Source organism: Streptomyces sp. NPDC056738, from assembly GCF_042790435.1.
Classification (GTDB): domain Bacteria; phylum Actinomycetota; class Actinomycetes; order Streptomycetales; family Streptomycetaceae; genus Streptomyces.
The window spans coordinates 487,585-506,238 of sequence record NZ_JBHTZF010000002.1 but is presented as its reverse complement, the minus strand read 5'-3'; the positions used below and the strand labels follow the sequence as shown (position 1 = coordinate 506,238).

15 protein-coding genes are annotated in these 18,654 nt (G+C 72.5%); 7 read left to right on the top strand and 8 right to left on the bottom strand.

Features of this window, described 5'->3' with window-relative positions; genetic code table 11:
* Positions 1–6 precede the first annotated feature (6 nt).
* From ACFRIC_RS05935 to ACFRIC_RS05920, 4 genes are all read left to right on the top strand, one after another.
* The gene (locus ACFRIC_RS05935; protein WP_382779978.1) at positions 7–936 is read left to right on the top strand and encodes an NAD-dependent epimerase/dehydratase family protein; all 930 of its coding nucleotides are present in this window, start codon (positions 7–9) and stop codon (positions 934–936) included.
* Entirely contained in the window at positions 933–1,595 is a 663-nt protein-coding gene (locus ACFRIC_RS05930; protein WP_382779975.1) for a spherulation-specific family 4 protein, read from the top strand. Before ACFRIC_RS05935 ends, ACFRIC_RS05930 begins: the two co-directional genes overlap by 4 nt.
* A gap of 238 nt (positions 1,596–1,833) precedes the next feature.
* The gene (locus ACFRIC_RS05925; protein ID WP_382779972.1) at positions 1,834–3,696 is read left to right on the top strand and encodes a M1 family aminopeptidase; all 1,863 of its coding nucleotides are present in this window, start codon (positions 1,834–1,836) and stop codon (positions 3,694–3,696) included.
* 175 nt (positions 3,697–3,871) lie between these two features.
* Positions 3,872–4,843 (top strand): alpha/beta hydrolase, encoded by a 972-nt coding sequence (locus ACFRIC_RS05920; RefSeq protein ID WP_382779970.1) that lies wholly within the window; start codon positions 3,872–3,874, stop codon positions 4,841–4,843.
* Positions 4,844–4,872: 29 nt separating this feature from the next.
* Here the strand turns inward: ACFRIC_RS05920 and ACFRIC_RS05915 are convergent, their stop codons facing one another.
* From ACFRIC_RS05915 to sthA, 4 genes are all read right to left on the bottom strand, one after another.
* The gene (locus tag ACFRIC_RS05915; RefSeq protein ID WP_382779967.1) at positions 4,873–6,243 is read right to left on the bottom strand and encodes a VWA domain-containing protein; all 1,371 of its coding nucleotides are present in this window, start codon (positions 6,241–6,243) and stop codon (positions 4,873–4,875) included.
* Positions 6,240–7,097: an AAA family ATPase gene (locus ACFRIC_RS05910; protein WP_382780834.1), complete on the bottom strand. Its 858-nt coding sequence runs from the start codon at positions 7,095–7,097 to the stop codon at positions 6,240–6,242. The genes ACFRIC_RS05915 and ACFRIC_RS05910 overlap by 4 nt, the downstream gene beginning before the upstream one ends.
* 158 nt (positions 7,098–7,255) lie before the next feature.
* Positions 7,256–8,197 carry an NADP-dependent oxidoreductase gene (locus tag ACFRIC_RS05905; RefSeq protein WP_382779964.1) on the bottom strand — a complete coding sequence of 314 codons (942 nt, stop codon included), beginning with the start codon at positions 8,195–8,197 and terminating at the stop codon, positions 7,256–7,258.
* Between the two features lie 312 nt (positions 8,198–8,509).
* Positions 8,510–9,913 carry a Si-specific NAD(P)(+) transhydrogenase gene (gene sthA, locus ACFRIC_RS05900; RefSeq protein WP_382779961.1) on the bottom strand — a complete coding sequence of 468 codons (1,404 nt, stop codon included), beginning with the start codon at positions 9,911–9,913 and terminating at the stop codon, positions 8,510–8,512.
* A gap of 293 nt (positions 9,914–10,206) precedes the next feature.
* Here sthA and ACFRIC_RS05895 point away from each other — a divergent pair, with 293 nt between their 5' ends.
* Complete coding sequence (locus ACFRIC_RS05895) at positions 10,207–11,637, top strand: MFS transporter (protein WP_382779958.1); 1,431 nt, start codon at positions 10,207–10,209, stop codon at positions 11,635–11,637.
* A 202-nt stretch (positions 11,638–11,839) separates the two neighbouring features.
* The gene (locus tag ACFRIC_RS05890) at positions 11,840–13,741 is read left to right on the top strand and encodes an AMP-dependent synthetase/ligase (RefSeq protein ID WP_382779956.1); all 1,902 of its coding nucleotides are present in this window, start codon (positions 11,840–11,842) and stop codon (positions 13,739–13,741) included.
* A gap of 18 nt (positions 13,742–13,759) precedes the next feature.
* On the opposite strand, the gene ACFRIC_RS05885 is transcribed toward ACFRIC_RS05890, so the two are convergent.
* From ACFRIC_RS05885 to ACFRIC_RS05870, 4 genes are all read right to left on the bottom strand, one after another.
* Positions 13,760–15,595, bottom strand: coding sequence for a sensor histidine kinase (locus ACFRIC_RS05885; protein WP_382779954.1), 1,836 nt, complete (start codon positions 15,593–15,595; stop codon positions 13,760–13,762).
* Complete coding sequence (locus ACFRIC_RS05880) at positions 15,592–16,290, bottom strand: response regulator transcription factor (protein ID WP_382779951.1); 699 nt, start codon at positions 16,288–16,290, stop codon at positions 15,592–15,594. The genes ACFRIC_RS05885 and ACFRIC_RS05880 overlap by 4 nt, the downstream gene beginning before the upstream one ends.
* A 235-nt stretch (positions 16,291–16,525) precedes the next feature.
* A complete protein-coding gene (locus ACFRIC_RS05875; protein ID WP_382779948.1) occupies positions 16,526–17,284 on the bottom strand; it encodes a L,D-transpeptidase family protein in 759 nt (252 codons plus the stop codon).
* Positions 17,285–17,492: 208 nt separating this feature from the next.
* The gene (locus tag ACFRIC_RS05870; protein ID WP_382779946.1) at positions 17,493–18,134 is read right to left on the bottom strand and encodes a DUF6629 family protein; all 642 of its coding nucleotides are present in this window, start codon (positions 18,132–18,134) and stop codon (positions 17,493–17,495) included.
* A gap of 197 nt (positions 18,135–18,331) precedes the next feature.
* On the opposite strand from ACFRIC_RS05870, the gene ACFRIC_RS05865 reads away from it, so the two are divergent.
* The gene (locus tag ACFRIC_RS05865) at positions 18,332–18,580 is read left to right on the top strand and encodes a DUF4177 domain-containing protein (protein ID WP_382779943.1); all 249 of its coding nucleotides are present in this window, start codon (positions 18,332–18,334) and stop codon (positions 18,578–18,580) included.
* Positions 18,581–18,654: the final 74 nt, after the last annotated feature.

Here is an 18,654-nt window from a genome sequence, read left to right as displayed (position 1 = left end):
CACCGCATGCGCATTCTCGTCCTGGGCTTCACCGGCTATCTGGGCGGCCATGTCGCCGAGCACCTGCGCACCCTCCCGGGCGTGCGGGTGCTCGGCGGCGGACGCTCGCCCGCCGCGGAGTTCGGCATCGACCTGGCCACGGCCCGCCGGGAGCTGCTGGTCCCGGCCCTGGCCGCGGCCGCTCCCGACGCCGTCGTCAACTGCGCCGGCGCGACCGGCGGCGACGCCGTGACCCTCTCCGAGGTCAACTCCCGTGGCCCTGCGGCTCTTTGTGCCGCGCTGCGCGAGGCGGCGCCGGCCGCCCGGCTGGTCCATCTGGGTTCGGCCGCCGAGTACGGTCCCGGCGTCCGGGACACCGCCGTCACCGAGTCCGCCGCCACCTGCCCCCTCACCCCGTACGGGGCCACCAAACTCGCGGGCACGGTCACCGTCACCACCTCCGGTCTCGACGCCGTGGTGCTGCGGGTCGGCAACCCGGTGGGGCCGGGAGCACCGTCCACGGGGCTGCCGGGCCGGATCGCGGGGCTGTTCCGCGAGGCCGGTCCCGACCCGGACGCGGTCGTCCGGCTCGGTGATCTCTCGGCGTACCGCGACTTCGTGGACGCACGCGATGTGGCACGGGCGGCCGCGGCCGCCGCGACCGCCCCCGGACCGCTGCCGAAGGTCCTCAACATCGGGGGCGGCAAGGCCGTCCCGGTGCGCGAACTGGTCCACGGTCTGGCGCGCGTCGCCGGGTTCCGGGGCCGCGTCGAGGAGAACGGCGGGGGCTCCGCGCGTTCGGGCGAGGTGTCGTGGCAGTGCTCCGACATCACCGCCGCCGGGGAGGCGCTCGGCTGGCGGCCGGAGCTGACGCTCGACGACTCGCTGGCCGCGCTCTGGGCGGCCACCACGGGAACCGGTGTGCTCCCGCGGGCCGGAGGCGACCGCACATCATGAACCTGCTGATCCCGCTGTACGTCCACCCGGCCGAGGACCCGGGCGCCTGGCACCGGCTGATCGCGGCGGCCGACCGGACGTACGGGGTCGTCATCAACCCGGCCGACGGGCCGGGCCGGGGCCCCGATCCCGCCTTCGCCGCGGCGGCGGACGCGCTGAGCTCGGCGGGCGCCCGGCTGCTCGGCTACGTCGACACCGACTACGGCGCCCGCGATCCGGAGCTCGTCGCGGACGAGGTCCTGCGGCACCGGGACTGGTACGGAACACAGGGGTGCTTCCTCGACCGGGTGGCGCCCACCGCTGAGGCGCTGCCCGGCTGCCGGCGGCTGGTACGGGAGCTGCGCCGGACCGGCGCGGCGCCGGTCGTGCTGAACATGGGGGTCCACCCGGTGCCGGGGTACGCCCGCTGCGCCGATCTGCTCGTCACGTTCGAGGGCCACTGGTCCACCTACGTGTCGGCGTTCAGCAGGCCCGCGTGGACCATGCGGCACCCGCCCGAGCTGTTCTGTCATCTGGTCTACGGCGTCCCCGAGGCGCTCGTCCCGCTGGCCGTTCGCACCACGCGTGAGCGCGGTGCGGCGGTGGCCGGACCGGTGACCGGTGAACTCCCCAATCCCTGGGCGCGGTTGACGCCCGCCCTGAGCCGTCCGGGGGTCTAGCGGCGACACCCGTTCCCGGCGGCCCGCGTACTCTCCTTTGCCGTGGATTGATGGCATGTCTAGGTCAAATCTGCGAGGCTTTCCGATGCCGTCGCCCTGACCCCAGGGTGACGGCACGGAAATCTCACCAGGCGACCGCGCGCACCCGTGCGCGGTCGCGGCCACCCAGCGGCGCACCCCAGTCGTCCCGGGCGGCCACCGAGCTGCCGGAATCCCGGCCGCCTCAAAGGAGTTTCGTGTGAGACCGACCCCCCTCAAGGCCCTGGCGGCGCGCGTCATCACCGTCGCCGCCCTGGCCGCCGTCTCGCTCCCCGGCACCCCCGCGGCCGCCGAGACGAGCACCGCACCGGCCGCCGCGGCGGCCTGCACACCCGCCCAGGTGGTGACCAACGGCGGCTTCGAGAGCGGCACTTCGCCCTGGACCCAGTCCTCGACCTCCGTGATCACCAGCCGCACCGGCCAGAGTGCCCACGGCGGCACCACCTTCGCCTGGCTGGACGGCGTGGGCAGCACCCACACCGACACGCTCTCCCAGAGCGTCACGATCCCGTCCGGGTGCAGCAGCGCCAGCCTCACGTTCTGGCTGCACATCGACACGGCGGAGACGACCTCGTCGACGGCCTACGACAAGCTGACGGCGAAGATCGGCAGCACGACCCTGGCGACGTACTCGAACCTCAACAAGGCCTCGGGATACGCCCAGAAGACCTTCGACGTCTCGGCGTTCGCCGGCCAGACCGTCACCCTCGCCTTCACCGGCACGGAGGACTCCAGCCTCCAGTCGAGCTTCGTCCTCGACGACATCGCCCTCAACACCTCGGGCGGCACGACCCCGCCGGCCGACTCCACCCGTACCCCCGCCTCCCCCGGGTACACGGTCAGCCTGACCAGCAACACGACCGGCAAGGGCTGGACCGGTCACGAGAGCGTGACCTTCACCAACGCCTCCTCCACCTCGCTCAGCGAGGTGTACCTGAGGCTGTGGGACAACTACCACGGCACCTGCTCCGCGATGCCCATCACCGTCAGCAACGTCACCGGCGGCACCGCCGGCTCGCTCTCGGTGGCCTGCACCGCGCTCCAGATCAGCCTGTCGTCACCGCTGGCCCAGGGCCAGAGCGCGACGATCGGCTTCGACCTGGCCATCACCGTGCCCAGCGGCGCCGACCGCTTCGGGTACGACGGAGCCTTCGTCAACATCGGCAACGCACTGCCCGTGCTCGCGGTCAAGGACGGCTCCGGCTGGCACCTGGACCCGTACACCAACAACGGCGAGTCCTTCTACTCCCTGGCCGCCGACTTCAACGTGACCCTCGACCATCCGACGAGCCTCCTCGTCCCGGCCACCGGCACCTCGGTCGACACCGCCGGTTCGAGCGGCCGTACCGTCACCACGGCCACGGCCTCCAAGGTCCGTGACTTCGCCTGGGCCGCCGGGCCGTTCACCAAGATCTCCGGCACCTCCACCGCCGGCACCGCGATCAACATCTACTCCGTCTCGGGCATCAGCTCCTCCGACGCGCAGTCGATGCTCTCCACCGCCAAGTCCGCGGTGGACGCCCACGCCGCCCGCTTCGGCGCGTACCCGTACGGCGAGCTCGACGCGGTGATCGACAACAACTACTGGTTCGGCGGCATGGAGTACCCCGGGTTCGTCCTGGACCTGGTCAGCACCACGGCGCTCACCCACGAGATCGGTCACCAGTGGTTCTACGGGATCGTCGGTGACGACGAGTACAACAGCCCCTGGCTCGACGAGGCGTTCACCGACTACGCCACCGACCTGGCGCAGGGCAAGACCGGAACGAGCTGCTGGAGCAGCGTCTCCTGGGCGTCGAGCGCGGAGAACATCACCAACTCGATGGCCTACTGGGACGCCCACTCGTCCCGCTACTCCACCGTCGTCTACGGCTACGGCAAGTGCGCCCTGCACGACCTGCGGCGCGTGCTCGGCGACACCGCCATGACCAACCTGCTGAAGAGCTACGCCAGTTCGCACTGGTACGGCGTCTCGACCACGGCCGAGTTCAAGGCGGCCGCCCAGGCCGCCACGACCACGGACCTGACGTCGTTCTGGACGACCCACCGCATCGTGGGCTGACCTCTTCCGCGCGATCCGGTCCCGTGTCCGCCTCGGTGGCGTCTCCGGGCGTCACCGCGGCGGGCATGACCGGCCGGGCCGGGGGCAGGTTCCGCCGTACGGCGGCTCCCGGCCCGGGACCACGGCGCCCGATCATGGGATCCGTGAGCCGCCGGGCTCGGCGCGAGGAGACGTCATGCTGTTGGTACCGCCCCCGTTCGACCCCGAACTGGACGCCGCGCTGGCGGCGGTCGGGCCCTCCGTACCGTCCGGGCCGACCCTGGCGGACATCGCCGCCCTGCGCGCCGTACAGCAGGCCGCCGTACCCGCGTACGACCTCACCGACGGCGGTGCCTTCACGACCACGGATGTGACCGTGCCGGGGCCGAAGGGCGCTCCCGAGATCTCGCTGCTCGTCATCAGGCCGCGAGCACCGGCCGGGCACGGGCCGCGCCCGGTGATCTACCACTCCCACGGCGGGGGCATGGTCCTCGGCACCAACCGGGCCGGGGTGGAGCTCGTCCTGGAGTGGGCGAGGGAACTGGACGCGGTCGTGGTGTCCGTGGAGTACCGGCTGGCACCCGAGCACCCGTATCCGGCCGGGGTGGAGGACGTCTACGCCGGTCTGCTGTGGACGGCGCGGCACGCCGGGGAGCTCGGCGGCGATCCGGAGCGGATCGTGATCGCGGGCGCCAGCGCGGGCGGGGGCCTCACCGCGGCGCTCGCCCTGCTCGCCCGGGACCGTGAGGGGCCGCGGCCGCTCGGGCAGGTCCTGATGTACCCGATGCTCGACGACCGCAACGACACGGTGTCCGCGCACCAGATGGCGGGCGTCGGCGCGTGGGACCGTACGGCCAACGAGACCGCGTGGACGGCCGTCCTGGGCGCGGCGCGCGGTGGCCCGGACGTGCCCGCCTACGCCGCCCCGGCGCGTGCCTCGGACCTGTCCGGGCTGCCCCCGGCCTTCCTCGACGTCGGCTCCGCGGAGACCTTCCGGGACGAGGTCGTCGACTACGCGTCGCGGATCTGGCAGGCGGGCGGGGTGGCCGAGCTGCACGTGTGGCCCGGGGGCTTCCACGGCTTCGACTCCTTCGCCCCGCACACCGGGCTCGCCCGGGCCGCCCGCGCCGCCCGGCTGGTCTGGCTGCGCAGGCTCCTGGCGCGCTGAGGCCGCCGCACGGCGGGACCGCGAGCCGTTCAGACGGGAAGCAGGCTGCCGATCAGCGCGCTGAGCTGCCGGGCGTTGCGGCACTCGTGCATCTCCACGAGGCCGGCGTAGTCGAGAGCGGCCGAGTCGCCCGTCCCCCACTGCGAGCGTGCCTCGGGGTTCAGCCAGTACAGGCGGCGGGCCTGCCGGGCGAGCCGCCGCACGGCGGGCAGGTTGGGGTCGCTCATGTTCGTCCGGGCGTCGCCGAGGACGAAGACGGTCGTCCGGGAGCCGACCGCGCCGGTGTACCGCTCGGCGAACTCGCCGAAGGCGACGCCGTAGTCGCTGCTCCCGTGCCAGCCCGTGATGGCCGCCTCGGCGCGGATCCGGGCGCTCAGTCCCTCGGGGTCGGCGGTGCCCGGTCCGATCACACCGGTCACCTCGTCGACCCGGTTGACGAAGGCGAACACCCGCACCTTGCTGAACTGGTCGTGCAGCGCCTGCACGAGCAGCATCGTGAAGTCCGAGAAGCCCGACACCGAACCCGACACATCGCACAGCAGCACCAGTTCGGGCCGCACCGGGCGGCGCCTGCGCAGCGCGGGGCGCATCGGCACCCCGCCCGTGGACAGCGATCCGCGCAGGGTGCGCCGCAGGTCGATGGTGCCCCGGTGCGCGCGGCGGCGGCGCGCGGCGAGGCGGGTGGCCAGTTTGCGGGCGAGCGGCTGCACGGCCTTGCGCAGTTCGGCGAGCCGGTCCCGGCCCGCGAACAGGAAGTCGACGCGGTCGGCGGTCGGGGCGATGGCGCGCCGGGCGATCGCGTCACGGTCGCGGCGCTCCGCGATCCGCCGCCGGGCCTCGGACGCGACCTGCCCGCGGAACACCTCGATCCGCCGGCGGATCTCGTCCTCCAGGAGACGGTCGGTGAATCCCTCCGCGCCGCCCCGCGCGCGGACGGTGTCCCGCACCCGGGCCAGCAGCGTCTGCGGCCGCAGCCGGTCGAGGGTCTGGTACGACGACCAGCCGTCCGTCGCCGTCGTCCCTCCGTAGCCGCCGAAACCGTCGACGGCCTCGATCGCCAACTGCCCCATGAGCGCCTGGTCGTCGGCGGCCAGGGCGGCCGCCAGACGCTCACGCAGCTCGTCCCGGTCCGCGGGGGCCGGGCTGTCCGGCCCGCCCACGCCGCGCGGGAAGTACACGTCGAAGACGGGGTCGAACACCCGGCGCTGTCCCGGTTCGTGGAGGAGCGTGGCGGCCAGGCCCTCGCGCAGCAGGTCACGGTCGGCGAAGCCCAGCGCCGCCACGGCCCGCGCGGCGTCCACGGTCTCGCCGGTGCCGATCCGCACGCCGTGCGAGCGCAGCGCGCCGACGAGTCCGGTCAGCCGGTCGCCGACACCGTCCGCCGGCACGGCGGCGTTCACACGGCGCCCAGGTCGAGCTTGGCCGCCGCCTTCAGTACGTCGTCCTGGTGCTTGAGGATCACGCCGAGGCTGTCGCGTACGACGTTCTCGTCGAGGGTGGCGGCGCCCAGCGCGAGCAGGGTGCGGGCCCAGTCGATCGTCTCGGCGACGGAGGGGACCTTCCGCAGGTCCATCTCCCGCAGCGCCCCGACGACCCGTACGACGGACTCGGTGAGCGCCTCGTCGAGTCCGGGCACCTTCAGCCGTACGATCCTGCGCTCCAGCTCCTCGTCGGGGAAGCCGATGTGGAGGAAGAGGCAGCGGCGGCGCAGGGCCTCGGACAGTTCGCGGCTCGCGTTCGAGGTGAGCACCACGAAGGGGCGGCTGGTCGCGGTGATCGTGCCCAGTTCGGGGACGGTGACCTGGAAGTCGCTGAGCACTTCGAGCAGCAGGCCCTCGACCTCGATGTCGGCCTTGTCGGTCTCGTCGATCAGCAGGACCTTCGGTTCGTCGCCGCGGATGGCGGTCAGCAGCGGGCGCGGCAGCAGGAACTCCTCGGAGAAGATGTCCGTGCGTGTCTCGTCCCACGTCTCGTCCCGGCCCGCGGTGATGCGCAGAAGCTGCTTGGCGTGGTTCCACTCGTACAACGCCCGTGACTCGTCGACGCCTTCGTAGCACTGGAGGCGGACGAGCCGGGCTCCGGCGACCTGGGCGACCGCCTTGGCGAGTTCGGTCTTGCCGACGCCCGCGGGGCCCTCGACCAGGAGGGGTTTGCCGAGCCGGTCGGCCAGGAAGACCGTGGTGGCGACGGCGGGCGACGCCAGATAGCCCGTGTCGGCGAGGCGTGCGGAGACGTCGTCGACGGATGTGAACAGCAACGGGGCCTCCAGCACGCGCGAACGAGGTCGGAGTCACTATCTAAGCGCTTGTTCACCCTCGCTGTCACGTGTGACGGCCCCCACGGCACGACGACGCCCGGCCCCTCCGGTCGCGTTCGGTCGCCTTGGCCGAGGGGCCCCGGAGCCGGGCTTCGCTAGGAGACGCGCAGTACGATCTTGCCCCGCCGGTGCTCGCGTTCGAGGGCCGCGTACGCCCCCGGGGCGCTCTCCAGGGGAAGGATCCGGTCGACCTGCGGGATCAGCCGGCCCGCCTCGACGAGTGCCGTCAGCTCCTCGAGACCGGCGCGGTCCGGCTCGACCACGAAGAACACCGCGCGGGCGTCCGCCCCCTCCGGCGGCGTGGGCGGTTCGGCGACGCTGACCAGGACTCCGCCCGGACGCAGCACCTCCCAGGACCGGGCCTGGGTGTCCCCTCCGACGGTGTCGAAGACGACGTCCGCGTCCTTCACCTCGTCCTCGAAGCGCTGCCCGGCGTAGTCGATCACGGTGTCCGCGCCCAGGCCCCGTACGAAGTCCGTGTCACCGGCCGAGGCGGTGGCCGTCACCTCTGCCCCCAGCGCGGCCGCGACCTGGACGGCGAACGAACCCACGCCGCCGGCGCCGCCGTGCACCAGCACGCGCTGTCCGGACGTGACGCCCGCATGGCGGACCAGGCCCTGCCACGCGGTGAGGCCCGCGAGCGGCAGCGCGGCGGTCCGCTCGTGGTCGAGCGATCCCGGCTTCGCGGCGAGCACCGCCGCGGGAACGGTCACGTACTCGGCCGCCGCTCCGTCCCGGATGAAGGGGATCAGGCCGTAGACCGCCTCGCCGGGCCTGAACTCCGTGACGCCGTGGCCCAGCTCGGAGACGACCCCGGAGACCTCCTTGGACGGCACGACCGGCAGCCGCGGGCTGCCGTCGTCGAAGTCGTCGGTCCAGGTCGCGTCCCAGTCCAGCTCCCCCGGCGTGACGGACGCCGCCCGCACCTCGACCAGCACGTCACCGTGACCGGGGACCGGCTTCGGCGCGTCCTCGTAGATCAGCTCCTCGGGACCGCCCCGCCGATGACCGCGTACCGCCCGCATCGTGCCGTTCATCCGGCTCCTCCTCGTCGGGACGGCACAGGGCCGCCGTGGAGTCGGTCCCGTCGTGTCCTCGGGCTCCGGCGCGGACCGGCCGCTCTTCACGATAGTTCCGGGACCGTCGGCTTTCCTGCCGGACGGCACAGAGGTCTGACCCGTCACCACGGGGGGAGCGACGGGCCAGACCCTGGGTCCACGGTGCCATGCCCGAACCGTGTCGCGCAGTATGTTCGCGAAGTCCCGCACCGCGATCCCGCACCGCGATCCTGTGCCGCACCCCCTTGCGGGAGTCTCGTACGGGATCGCGTGAGGGATCGCGTACGGCGGTCAGTCCCTGAGGCGGTCGATCTGGCGGATCTTGTTGGTCGCGTCCAGCGCGGCGACCTTGTAGGACTCGGCGAGCGTCGGGTAGTTGAAGACGGCGTCGACCAGGTAGTCGACCGTTCCGCCGCAGCCCATGACGGCCTGGCCGATGTGGATGAGCTCCGTCGCGCCGGTGCCGAAGCAGTGGACGCCGAGGAGCTTTCGGTCCTCGGGCGAGACCAGCAGCTTCAGCATGCCGTGCGAGTCGCCGATGATCTGCCCCCGGGCCAGTTCCCGGTAGCGGGACATGCCCACCTCGAACGGCACGCAGTCCTCGGTGAGCTGGTCCTCGGTCCGGCCGATGAAGCTGATCTCCGGGATGGTGTAGATGCCGATCGGCTGCTGGTCGAGCATCCGGTTCACCGGCTCGCCGCAGGCGTGGTACGCCGCCGTCCGGCCCTGTTCCATCGAGGTGGCCGCGAGCGCCGGGAAGCCGATGACGTCACCGACGGCGTAGATGTGCGGCACCTCGGTGCGGTAGTGCTCGTCCACCTTGATCCGACCGCGCGGATCGGCGGACAACCCCGCCTTGCCGAGGTCGAGTTCGTCGGTGAGGCCCTGTCGCCCCGCCGAGTACATGACCGCGTCGGCGGGTATCTTCTTGCCGCTCTCCAGGACCGTGAGCGTGCCCCGGGAGTGCCGCTCCACGGCGGCCACGGTCTCACCGAAGCGGAAGGTGACGGCGAGGTCGCGCAGATGGTACTTGAGCGACTCGATCACCTCGACGTCGCAGAAGTCGAGCATCCCGGGCCGCTTCTCGACCACCGTGATCTTGGAGCCGAGCGCGGCGAACATGGAGGCGTACTCCATGCCGATCACCCCGGCGCCGACGATGACCATGGAACGCGGCACCTGCTCCAGGTTCAGGACGTTGTCCGAGTCCATGATCGTCCGCCCGTCGAACTCGACGGTGTCGGGCCGCGCGGGCCGCGTGCCCGTGGCGATGACGATGTGGTCCGCGCTCAACCGCTTCTCGGTGCCGTTCGCCTCGACCAGGGCGACCGTGTGGTCGTCCACGAAGCGGCCGACGCCGGCGAACAGGGACACGTGGTTGCGCGAGAGCTGACTGCGGATGACGTCCACCTCGCGGCTGACCACGTGCTCGGTGCGAGCGGTCAGATCGGCGACGGTGATGTCCTCCTTCAGCCGGTAGCTCTGGCCGTACAGATCCCGCTGGCTGAGGCCGCTGAGATACAGGACCGCCTCACGCAGCGTCTTGGAGGGGATGGTTCCGGTGTGGATGGAGACCCCGCCGACCATGTCGGGGCGGTCGATGACGGCGACCCGACGGCCGAGCTTCGCCGCTGCGATGGCGGCTTTCTGTCCACCCGGGCCGGATCCGATGACGAGCATGTCGAAGTCGCGCACCAACGGAGTCTGTCAGCCCGGGACCGCTTCCCGGAAGGGTGGACAGGGAGAAATCCGCCCAGGGCACTCCGCCGACCGGACTCACGACCTGGGGCTCGCACCGTGTGGTGGCGTGCGGGCGGCGGCCTGCTCATCGGCCGCCAACGCGGCTTGTCTCCCAGCCACTTGCCGCGCGGGCTCCGCCCGGAGCCGAGAGGGCGCGGGATCACTCCCACAGATGCCCCACTCCCACCCCCGGTAACACCCGTAATGTGACCTTTGTCAGGAAAACGGGTGAAGGATGGGTCGCGGGCATGACGTTCTCAGAACCGGTCGATGACGGGGCGTCAGCCGGCCCGGGGCAGGCGGACAGGGCAAGTGGTGAGCCGTCTCTGCTCCCGCTGCTCGCCGTGTGCGCCGGGTACTTCATGGTGATCCTGGACGTGACGGTCGTCAGCGTGGCGGTGCCGGTGATCGGCCGGGAGCTGTCCGCCTCCGTCACGGGCGTCCAGTGGATCACCGACGGATACACCCTGGTCTTCGCCGGCTTTCTGCTGCTGGGTGGCGCGTTGGGCGACCGGTGGGGCAACCGCCGGATCTTCTGCACGGGTGTGGCCGTGTTCACGGTGTCCTCCGCCGCCTGCGCCCTCGCGCCCGGCGCTCCCTTCCTGACCGCGGCGCGTCTGGTGGAGGGGCTGGGGGCGGCGTTGATCGTGCCCGGTTCACTGGCGTTGCTCCGGCAGACGTATCGCGCTCCGGCCGCTCGTTCGAGGGCCTTCGGGCTGTGGGGGTCCATGGCCGGCGTCGCGGCCTCGGCGGGGCCGCTGCTGGGCGGTCTGCTGGTGTCCACGGTGGGCTGGCGCTGGGTCTTCCTGATCAATCTGCCGGTGGGCGTCGCCTGTCTGGCGCTGACGCTGCGCCACGTGGGCCCCTCGCCCCGCCTGGCCTCCCGCGCCGTCGACTGGCCCGCGCAGTGTGCTGTGGTGACGGCGGTGGCCCTGCTGACGGGCGCGCTCAACGAGGCCGGACGACGCGGCTGGACCGCTCCGGCGGTCCTCGCCGGGGCGGGCCTGTCCGTCCTGGCGGCCGTCGCCTTCGTCGTCCGCGAACGACTGGCGCGATCTCCCGCGGTGCCGCTGGACCTGCTGCGGTCGCGCGCGCTGGGCGGCGGCGCCGCCATCGGCCTGCTCTTCAACTTCGGTTTCTACGCCATGGTGTTCACCGTCAGCCTGTACTTCCAGCACCAGCGCGGCCTCAGCGCGCTCGAGACGGGGGCGGCCCTGCTGCCCGCCGTGGCGATGACCATGTTCGCCTCCGTCCTGTCGGCCCGGCTCGCCCGCCGCACCGGAGACCGTCCGCTGGTGATCGCCGGGATGCTCCTGGCCGCCGCGGGCCTGGCAGGCTGGACCGCGGCGGGCACCGACCCCGCCTATCCCCTGCTCGTCGCCCCCATGATGGCCGTGGGATTCGGCACCTCCTTCGCGCTCACCGGCACGACCTCGACCGTGATGGGCTCCGCGCCTCCGGCGTACTCCGGGACGGCTTCCGCCCTCTTCAACACCGCCCGCCAGGTGGGCAGCGCCACCGGTGTCGCCCTCGGCGGCACCCTGCTCGCCACCGCCGCCACCTATGGCGAAGGGCTCCGCGTCAGCACGGCCATCGGCGCGTTCGCCTACCTGACCGCCGCCGGACTCGCGTGGTACTGCGTACCCACCGGACCCGAACCCGCCGTTACCACCCGGTAGACCCGAGCACACCCGCCGTGCCCGCGCCCTGGACGGGGCTCCTCACCGTCTCCGGGCGACGAGCCGGCCGGCGAGGACCCGGCAGGGGCGGCCTCGTACCCGAACAGGACACGGAACGCTCCCCAGTGGGCTACATTCAGTAATCCTTGGCATCGGCGCCTCCGGGGGTGAGGTCGCGTCGAGGAGAATCCCGGAGCGGCGCATGTATCAGTCCCACCTTCCCGCACCGCCGACCGCGCCCACCCAGGGGGGACTTGCCGACAGCCTCCGCGAAGCGGCGCTCAACACCCCCGATCTGCCCCAGGTCGCGCGCCGCGCCGAGGACCGCTCGGGCGGCTGGGTCCAGGTGACGGCGGCCGAGCTGTGGGACGAAGTCCTCGACGTGGCACGGGGGTTCGTCCGGTCCGGCATCCGGCCGGGCGACCGCGTGGCCATCATGGCGCGCACCCGGTACGAGTGGACCGTGCTCAGCTATGCCCTGTGGTCGGTGGGCGCCGAGATCGTGCCCGTCTACCCGACCTCGTCGCACGAACAGGTCGCGTGGATCCTTCAGGACGCGCGCTGCGTGGGTGTGGTGGTCGAGGACGAACAGGGCATCATGACGGTCGGCTCGGCGTGCGCCGCGCTCCCGTTCCTGCGCCACGTCTGGCAGTTGGACGCCGGCGCGATGGCCCAGCTCGTGGAGCGCGGCCGGGCGATACCCGCGACCGCGGTCGACTCGCTGCGCCGGATCGTGCTGGCCGACTCGACCGCGGTCATCGCGTACACCTCCGGCACGACCGGACAGCCCAAGGGCTGCGCCCTGTCCCATCGCAGCCTGGCGAGCCCCTGCGACACGCTGCTCGAAGGCTGGAGGCGGACGGCCGCCCCGCCGGACACGCAGCCGGCCGTACTCGCCTTCCTGCCCTTCTCCCACGCCTACGGGCTGATGATCCAGGGGATCTGTCTGCGCGGCGGCATCCTGATGGGGCACGAGCCGGATCTGCGGGAGGAGACCCTCTCCGAGGCCATGCTCTCGTTCCGGCCGACCTATCTGTACGCCGTCCCCTCCGTGTTCGAGAGGATCTACAAGAACTTCGTGCGGGCGTCCCAACGGGCGGGCCGTGGCGTGCTGTTCGAACGTGCCGTGCGCACCGCGCAGGACTTCGCCATGGCCGAGGAGAAGCAGCGGCTCGGCACGGGACCCGGCCCCGGGTTCGATCTGCGGCTCCAGCACTCCCTCTACGAGAAGACGGTGTACAAGCGGCTGCGTGCCGCCCTCGGCGGGCGGGTGTGCGGCGCGGTCTCGGGCGGCTCCCCGCTGAACCGTGAACTCGCCCTGTTCTTCGCGGGGATCGGCATCTTCGTCCACGACGGATACGGGCTCACCGAGACCAGCGGAGGCATCACCGCCCAGCCGGTCGGGCGGGAGAAGTTCGGAACGGTGGGCCGTCCCCTGCCGGGCACGGAGATCCAGGTGTCCGACGACGGGGAGATCCTCGTGTGGGGGCCCTCGGTGTTCCAGGGCTACATCAACGACCCGGCGGCGACCGCGGCCTCGTTCCGCAACGGCTGGCTGGCGACCGGGGACATCGGCCGGGTCGACTCCGAGGGCTATCTGACCATCACCGGGCGCAAGAAGGACATCATCATCACCAGCGGGGGCAAGAGCGTGGCCCCCGCGGCGCTGGAGGAGCGGCTGCGGGTCCATCCGCTCATCCATCAGGCGGCCGTCGTGGGCGACAACAGGCCCTGTGTGGGCGCTCTCATCACGCTGGACCCGGAGTTCGTGACGCACTGGCGCGCCGCCCGGGCCAAGGGGGAGACGCCCGCCCGGGACGCGCGCGAGGAGAACGAGCTGCGCGAGGAGGTCAGGCGCGCGGTCGCGGCGGCCAACTCCACCGTGTCGCGCTCCGAGTCCATCCGGGTCTTCCGTGTCCTCCCGGAACCCTTCGACATGTCCAACGGACTGCTGACACCGTCGCTGAAGCTGCGCCGGGACGCGATCGCCCGGCGGTACGCGGCCGAGATCGAGGCGATGTACCAGACCTCGACGCGGGTGCCGCGCGAGGCGATGATCGGCGATCCCTCGATCCTGGACGACTCCGACAACGTGTTCCGGTGACGGGACGCCTCCCGCTCCTCAGCCGGTGGCCGAGGCCGTGGACCGTGTGCGGGGCAGCCGCAGGGTGAACACCGAGCCGGTGCCGACCTCGCTGGTGACGGAGACGGCTCCGGCGTGGGCGGCGACCAGTTGCCGCACGATGGCGAGGCCCAGACCGCTGCCGCCGGTGCGGCGGCTGCGGGACTTCTCCGCCCTCCAGAACCGGTCGAAGACACTGTCCAGGTCTCCGGGGGCGATGCCGGCGCCGGTGTCGGCCACCGCGAACACGACCTCGTCCTCCTCGATGTGCGCCGAGAGGGTGACCGTGCCGCCGGCCGGGGTGTGGCGGGTCGCGTTGGACACCAGATTGCCGAGCGCCTGACGCATCCGTACGGGGTCCGCGTCCAGCCAGGGCGTGCCGGTCACCTCGGTCACCAGCCGGACGCCGGCGGCCTCCGCGCCGACGCGGTGCGCCGCGGCGACCTGTTCGAGGAGTTCGTCGGCGCGCACCTCCTCGTGGCGCAGCCGCAGCGTGCCCGCGTCGGCGGCCGCGAGGTCCTGGAGGTCGTCGATGACGCGTTGCAGGAGCACGGCCTCCTCGTGGAGGGAGGCGAGCAGTTCCGGGTCGGGGTCCACGATGCCGTCGCGGGCCACCTCCAGCCAGCCCCGGATGTTGGTGAGCGGTGTGCGCAGTTCGTGCGCGATGTCACTGACCATCGCCTTGCGCTGGGCCTCCATCCGCTCGCGGCGCTCGGTCAGTTGGTTGAAGGCGAGCGCCAGGACGCCGGTCTCGTCCCGGGTGGTGACGGGCACGCGTGCGTGCCGCTCCGGGGGTTGCCGCGCGGCCTCGGTCAGCGCGCGCAGGGGGCGTACGAGCCGGCCGGCGACCAGCGCGGTCACGGCCACCGTGAGGGCGAGGACGAGTCCGGCGACACCGATCACCTTGGCCTTGTTGGCGGCCGACATGTCGAAGCGGGGCACGGGTGTGTCCCCCGTGCCGAGGAAGAGTTGCGCGACCGGGGCGACGTAGGGATCGAGTTGGGCGCGCCGGGCCTCGGCGACGCAGGCGTTGGCCGTACGGGCGAGGGGTCCGTCCTGGTCGACCGGCCTCTTTCCCGTCAGGTAGGGGACGGGGGTGGCCCCGCTCGCGGCCTCCAGCGGCAGCGCCAGGGAGCGGCCGAGGTGCACCTGGTGCCGGTCCAGACAGCTCCGGGTGAGTGCCGACAGCGCGTCCAGGGCCTTCTGTTCGGTCGGGGTGGGGGTGTTGAGCAGGCCGTCGGCGCATTCGTTCGGCACGTAGCCGGGGTCGATGGTCCCGTCCACGCCCTTCAGCACGGTCCGGCCGCTGGGCATCCGCTCCGTGCGGGTGCGAACGCCGTTGCGGGAGAAGCAGAGTTGGCGCACGGTGGCGAGCTTGGCCACCTTCAGCCGCTCGTTCGTGGTCAGCCGGTACGGGCCCACGGCACGTGGGTCGACCCCGGCGAGCTGCGCTCCGGGTTCCGTGTAGGTGTCGGTGCGCAGCGGGTCGACGGCGGCGGCGGCCCGGGGCGGCAGGGAGGTCCGGCGGGACGCGGAGTCCGCGAAGGGGGTGCGGTCGCCCTCGGTCAGGGCGATGCGCCGGCCCGTCCTCCGCGAGATCGCGCGCAGCGTCCCGTCGACTCCGGACCAGTCGGCGTGGGTGGCCGCGTAGCCGCTGAGCTGCCGCAGGATGTCCATGTCCTCGGCGAGCACCTGGCCCTGCTCCTCCTGGATGGCCCGGGTGGTGGTCTGCACCGCGAGCCAGGCGGTCGCGGCCACGGAGCACAGGGCGACGAGCACGGACGTGATCAGCAGCCTCACCAGCAGGCTCTTGCGCAGCGGCACGGCACGGCTCACGGCCGGTCGCCCCTGAGCTTGTACCCGACGCCGAAGACGGTCACCAGACGCGTCGGTCTGCGCGGGTCCGTCTCGGTCTTCTTGCGCAGGTTCATGATGTGCACGTCGATGGCCCGCTCGGTCGAGGCGCGGTCGATGCCCCGGGTGTGGTGCAGCAACTGCCGTCGGGAGAAGACCCGTTCGGGCTCACCGGCCATGGCGAGCAGGATCGCGTACTCGCCGGGGGTGCAGTCCACCGGCGAGCCGTCGCACAGGACGGTGTGCCGCAGCGGGTCCACCTCGATCCCCGCCGCCCTAACCACCGGGTCGGGCCGCTGTCCCCCCGCGGCCCGGCCGCCGCGCCGCAGTACCGTGCGGATGCGGGCCATGAGCTCGCGGGGGCTGTACGGCTTGGTCATGTAGTCGTCCGCGCCGAGTTCCAGGCCGAGCAGGACGTCGTCCTCGGTGGAGCGGGCGGTCAGCATCAGGACGGGGACGTCGTCGTGTTCCCGCAGCACCCGGCACACTCCGAAGCCGTCGATCACCGGGAGCATGAGGTCCAGGACGACGAGGTCGGGCCGGTGCCGGCGGACCTCGGCGAGCGCCGCCGCACCGTCGTGGACCACGGCCGCCGTATGCCCCTCGCTCAGCAGCGAACGGCGTATCAGCTCCGCCTGCTTCTCGTCGTCCTCCGCGACCAGCACGTATGCGCACACGCGGCCGATCGTAGGTGCTGCCGACCGCGCCGCGGCGGGTGAGAGGGGCTTCCCACACGCTGACACCTTCCTGACATCCGCCCTGGACACTGCGGGTGGGTCCGGTGCGGGTGAGTCCGGTGCGGGTGGGTCCGGTGCGGGTGGGTCCGGTGCGGGTGGGTCCGGTGCGAGCAGGTCCGGTCCCGGCGGGCCCGGTGCGGAGACCGGGTTGGGGCCCCGGCGCCTCCCATGGGTGTCAGCGCGCCAGGGACGCCGCGTCCCCCATGACCACCACGGGGTGCAGGGCCGGGTCCAGGGCGCGCATCAGCTCCACCATGTCCTTCTCGCGCAGGCCGACGCATCCGTGGGTGGGCCCGCCGTGGTCGACGTGCAGCCAGATGCCCCCGCCGCGGCCGGCGCCCATCGGCCGGGTCCAGTCCAGGGGCGTGGTGCCGGGTTTGCGGTTGTAGTTGACGGCGACCACGTAGTCGAAGGAGCCGGCCAACGGCTCGCCCTCGAAGCCGGTGCCGGGCGAGGTGAAGGCGCCCGAGCGGTCGTACGGGAGCCGGGTGCCGGGGTCGGGCCGCAGCCCGCCCGCGTCGGTCAGGGTGAAGACGCCGATGGGCGAACGGAGGTCGCCGGAACGGTGGTGGTCGGTCCAGCCCTTGAGGGCGTTGCGCGCGGGCCGGCTCGGGCCCGCCGTCCAGCCCGCCTCCGTACGCTCGTACAGCACCACGGTGGACCGCGAGGAGTCCCTGCCGCCGCCGGTCACCACGACGGCCTGACGGGTCCGTGACGGAACGGCGGCCAGGGTCTTCGGGCCGAGTCCCGGCAGTCGGCCGGAGACCGCCGTGCGCGAGGCGGTCGGTGCGGGCGTCCGTGTCGCCCCGGCGTGACCCGCCGGAACGCCGCCGGCTCCCGGGGCGGGCTTCTCGGCCGCGATGCCGCCGCAGCCGGCGAGCAGGAAGGAGGCGGCGGCGATCGCCGCGCGAACACGGTGTGCGGAGTTGATCATGCCTCGACCCTGGCCGACACATTTGAGGAACTCGTCAGGTCATCCACGGTTCGCCGCGTACCCGCGATCCGCCGGATCACCGGATCACCCCGTCGCCGGTGACACGTCACAGCACGGGGATCAGCCCAGTCCCCTGTGCCGAGTCACCCGCATCCCGCACCCGCGCCTCGCTCCTCCGGATCCCCCGATCCCGCACGGGCGCCTCACCTCACGTCTGACGCACCCGTTCCGGTGGGGCGACGGCCTCCCGGGAGTTGACCCAGCCCAGCAGGATCACCGACACGACCGCGGCGCACGCGCACCACGTGGAGACGAACTCCAGCTCCCACAGCGACCAGCAGATCACCGCGCCCGCTCCGGTCAGGACGCCGAGCAGTACCAGCCCGCGGTCGCCCGAGACCAGCAACGCGCCGACGGTGGCGAGGAGGTAGCCCGCGATGACCAGTCCGGGCCGGGGCAGGTCGACGACGTACCCCATGGTGTGGCCGCGGATCTCGGCCCTGACGGGACGGACGGACATGGCGTGCGCGAGGGCGGCCGCGGTCGCGACACCTGCCGCGAGCGGGAGCAGCAGCCGGCGCCTGGCATGGCCCGGCGCCGCGCACAGCACGCCCGCCGGCACCCACACGGCCAGCAGCGGGAGGGCGATCACGGCCCAGGCCACGGTGGCGGGCCCCGTTCCGCCGCCGGCGTCCCAGACCCGGGACTCGACGATCTGGTGGGCGCCGAGCAGCAACGGCAGCGCGGCCAGCGGGAGGTCCGTCCTGCGCCGCGACCGGACCACACAGGCAGCCCCGACCGCGGCGATCCCGGCACCGGCGACCAGATCGGCCGTCGCACTCCAGCACATCGCGCCCCCTGAATCCGCCGTCACGGCATCCCGTAGACCCGCGTCCACGCTACGACGCCCAGGCCGCGCGCCTCTCTCCGGCCGACCGTCAGGACGCCTCCTCGGCACGGCACTTCCTGAAGTTTCAACAAAAGTAGCCCTGCGGTCCGGTACGCCCCTGTGCCTCGCCCCCGAAGAGTGATTGGGTGGGCCCGGCCATGCCAACCGACACGCAGGAGAGCACCACCACCATGAGCACCCCGTACACCTTCGAATACAAGGTCGTCACGTTCCGTGAATCGCTGATCGGCGACGCTCTGGACAGCGACAAGCTGGAAAAGGTCCTGAACAAGCATGCCGAGGACGGGTGGGCGCTCAAGGCGATCACGGCCGCGGACGTCAAGGGCCGGATAGGCCCCGGCGCCGTGGAGGGCCTGCTCCTCACGCTGGAGCGCCCGCGCGTCTGACCTTCGCGTGGTGCGCGCGGCGCCGAAGCGGGAGATGCTGTTGGTGATGGGACAGCGGATCCGCAGGTGCTGCT

Bases quoted from the DNA above. Each gene is read 5' to 3' on its own strand.
- ACFRIC_RS05920 (WP_382779970.1), top strand. From the start codon at position 3,872: ATGCTGTTGGTACCGCCCCCGTTCGACCCCGAACTGGACGCCGCGCTG.
- ACFRIC_RS05895 (WP_382779958.1), top strand. From the start codon at position 10,207: ATGACGTTCTCAGAACCGGTCGATGACGGGGCGTCAGCCGGCCCGGGG.
- ACFRIC_RS05875 (WP_382779948.1), bottom strand. From the start codon at position 17,284: ATGATCAACTCCGCACACCGTGTTCGCGCGGCGATCGCCGCCGCCTCC.
- ACFRIC_RS05935 (WP_382779978.1), top strand. From the start codon at position 7: ATGCGCATTCTCGTCCTGGGCTTCACCGGCTATCTGGGCGGCCATGTC.
- ACFRIC_RS05890 (WP_382779956.1), top strand. From the start codon at position 11,840: ATGTATCAGTCCCACCTTCCCGCACCGCCGACCGCGCCCACCCAGGGG.
- ACFRIC_RS05865 (WP_382779943.1), top strand. From the start codon at position 18,332: ATGCCAACCGACACGCAGGAGAGCACCACCACCATGAGCACCCCGTAC.
- ACFRIC_RS05870 (WP_382779946.1), bottom strand. From the start codon at position 18,134: ATGTGCTGGAGTGCGACGGCCGATCTGGTCGCCGGTGCCGGGATCGCC.
- ACFRIC_RS05930 (WP_382779975.1), top strand. From the start codon at position 933: ATGAACCTGCTGATCCCGCTGTACGTCCACCCGGCCGAGGACCCGGGC.
- ACFRIC_RS05905 (WP_382779964.1), bottom strand. From the start codon at position 8,197: ATGAACGGCACGATGCGGGCGGTACGCGGTCATCGGCGGGGCGGTCCC.